Origin of the sequence: Alteromonas sp. W364 (assembly GCF_031846205.1) — a bacterium.
GTDB classification, from domain to species: domain Bacteria; phylum Pseudomonadota; class Gammaproteobacteria; order Enterobacterales; family Alteromonadaceae; genus Glaciecola; species Glaciecola blandensis.
On sequence record NZ_JAVRID010000020.1, the window covers coordinates 1 to 1876 of the forward strand.

Sequence of the window (1876 nt, forward strand, 5' to 3'; positions counted from 1 at the left end):
GAGGGAGTGAGTTGATGCGTTTGTTATGTTGTTTCGGTTTGATGTGGTTTTGATAAAACATTCCATGTTTCCTTGCGATAACCATTTAAGTAAAACAATACTCGTTTGAAGTTGATACAGCAACTGAAGGTTAGTAGCGTGGACCAAACAGTCGATGCTCGCGAACCCGAAAATAACTCACTAAAAACAGATGAAAGGGACTTTTGAAAGAACGAGCTTACGCAGTCGCTAACCTAGAACAAGTAGATTTAACACACTAAATCAACTATTGAATTAGTTGAAAATTTGGCTAAGTCATTTTTGTTTTTTAAATGAAATGCCCAATAGTTGTATATCAAATTTCCATCTGAATTTAGTTTTCTTGGTTGCGTCAAGAATTTAACCCCAACTCCGCTTAGTTGTGAAGTGGGTGTTATTTTAAAGTCCTTGGAAGTGACCTGTTTTGCAAATACGATTGCAACCTCATTAATCACATCTAATTCCAGTACTTTAAACTTAGTACTATTAGCCATTATTTGTTATGGATACAAACATAACACCCCGCATAACGGGCAGCATTGCGTGCACCCGCACGTAATGGTGTCCCAGCGACCGAAGGGAGTGCGTTTATGCGATTGTTAGCACAGGTTGATTTAACTTGGTTTTGATAAAACATTCCTTGTTTCCTTACGATAACCATTTAGGTAAAACAATACTCGTTTGACGCTGATACAGCAACTGAAGGTTAGTAGCGTGGACCAAACAACCAATGCTCGCGAACCCGAAAATAACTCATTAAAAACAGTTGGGAGTGACTCTTGAGAGAACGAGCTATAGCGATAGTTATTTGTTAGTTGCCCCAGTTTTCATCCAGAATATCTCTTCTTTTAGCAGCATATTCCTCTTCTGAAAGTAACTCATCTTTGTATAGCTGTTCAATTTCCCTTAACCTTTCACCATAGTATTTGGGTTTATTTTCGTTAATTTCCATTAGCTTGTTTTCTGCTTTCAATTCGTGGACCGTTACTAGATGTGGAAGGTCTTTTTTCGAGAAAATCGAATTTCTGTATGCTTGGTAAGCAAACGCAAAAACAAGGAAAGAAAAAATGATGAATACAATTTTAATAATTTCTGGGGGGTCGAAAAAAAATACAATTGAGATTATAAAAATTAACATGATCACAAAACCTATTAAAAGCAAGGTTGAGTTAAATCTGGAAATTTTCGTTTTAGACCTTCCTTTCACCATACTTTAATCCTTTTAATAAAATACACAGCTAACACCCCGCATAACGGGCAGCATTGCGTGCACCCGCACGTAATGGTGTCCCAGCGACCGTAGGGAGTGCGTTTATGCGATTGTTAGGTTGCCTGGATTTTTTGAGGTTTTGATAAAACATTCCATGTTTCCTTGCGTTAACCATTTAAGTAAAACAATACTCGTTTGACGCTGATACAGCAACCGATGGTTAGTAGCGTGGACCAAACAGCCAATGCTCGCGAATCCGAAATTAACTCATTAAAAACTGATGGGAGTAACTCTTGAGAGAACGAGCTTTAACTAATTTTTATCATCTCGAGATTCGTCTAATTTAAAGTCCAGCCTAACTTCTAAGTCTTTTTGCACAACCGCTACTCCATCTACAAATTTCGGTTTGTACTTCCAGCTTGCTACCTCTCTTATCGCTGACCTATTGAAAACTTTATCAGGAGAAGCATCAATAACTTTTATATTTATCGGGTGTCCGCTCTCGTCTATATCAAACATCATTGTTACCCAGCCCTTAGCAGGCTTTGATATCGTATCAACTTCAAGCTTTCCGACTGGTGTTGAAGTACAACTAATTAGGAATAATAAGCAAACACCAAAGGTTGTGTTTTTAAATAAATTCATACA

3 protein-coding genes are annotated in these 1876 nt (G+C 37.6%); all 3 read right to left on the reverse strand.

Annotation, left to right across the window (positions count from 1 at the left end; translation table 11 throughout):
* Window positions 1-511 precede the first annotated feature (511 nt).
* Window positions 512-655 (reverse strand): hypothetical protein, encoded by a 144-nt coding sequence (locus tag RM556_RS17235; protein WP_311375204.1) that lies wholly within the window; start codon window positions 653-655, stop codon window positions 512-514.
* A gap of 174 nt (window positions 656-829) precedes the next feature.
* Window positions 830-1156, reverse strand: coding sequence for a hypothetical protein (locus RM556_RS17240; protein WP_311375205.1), 327 nt, complete (start codon window positions 1154-1156; stop codon window positions 830-832).
* Between the two features lie 384 nt (window positions 1157-1540).
* The coding region (locus tag RM556_RS17245; protein WP_311375206.1) for an energy transducer TonB at window positions 1541-1876 on the reverse strand (336 nt) is incomplete at its 5' end.

Coding starts and splice junctions, on each gene's coding strand:
- RM556_RS17235 (WP_311375204.1), bottom strand. CDS start 655: ATGTTTTATCAAAACCAAGTTAAATCAACCTGTGCTAACAATCGCATA.
- RM556_RS17240 (WP_311375205.1), bottom strand. CDS start 1,156: ATGTTAATTTTTATAATCTCAATTGTATTTTTTTTCGACCCCCCAGAA.